Genomic DNA, 463 nt, shown 5'->3' with positions numbered 1-463 from the left:
ACAAGGTCATAGAACGAAAGCGCTTCCAGCAATTCTTCGCAGAGCGGCACGGTGGCGAGGATGTCCGCCGGCGGCCAGGGTATGTGCAGGAAAAAGCCGATCCGGTTGCGGCAGCCGCGCTCGCGCAGTTCTTTCCCTAGAGGGATCAGGTGATAATCCTGCACCCATATGACGTCTTCCTCGCGGTAAAGCGGCATCAAAAACTCTGCGAAGAGTCGGTTAACGCGGTAATATCCTGACTTTCTCGCGTCGTTGTATTCGGCGAGGTCGACACGGCAGTGGAAGACCGGCCAAAGAACCCTGTTGGCGAAGCCGTAGTAATATTCGTCCAGATCCTTCTGCGAGAGATCGGCAAGGGCATAGGTGATGCCGTTGGCCTCCTGCATCGTCGGTGACAGCTGGTTCTTCTCGGTTTTCACCTTCCCCGACCAGCCCATCCAAAGGCCGCCTCGTTCCTTGAGCG

1 protein-coding gene is annotated in these 463 nt (G+C 57.2%); it reads right to left on the bottom strand.

Translation table 11 applies throughout. The features are described from left to right. Positions 1-437, bottom strand: a 437-nt coding sequence (locus tag AC0L28_RS34765) for a trehalose-6-phosphate synthase (protein WP_473483012.1), incomplete at its 3' end; no start/stop codon positions are given. Positions 438-463 lie beyond the last annotated feature (26 nt).

The organism is Mesorhizobium sp. WSM4847 (assembly GCF_055811335.1).
The sequence above is the reverse complement of the archived record's forward strand: the minus strand, read 5'-3'. Positions and strand labels throughout refer to the sequence as shown.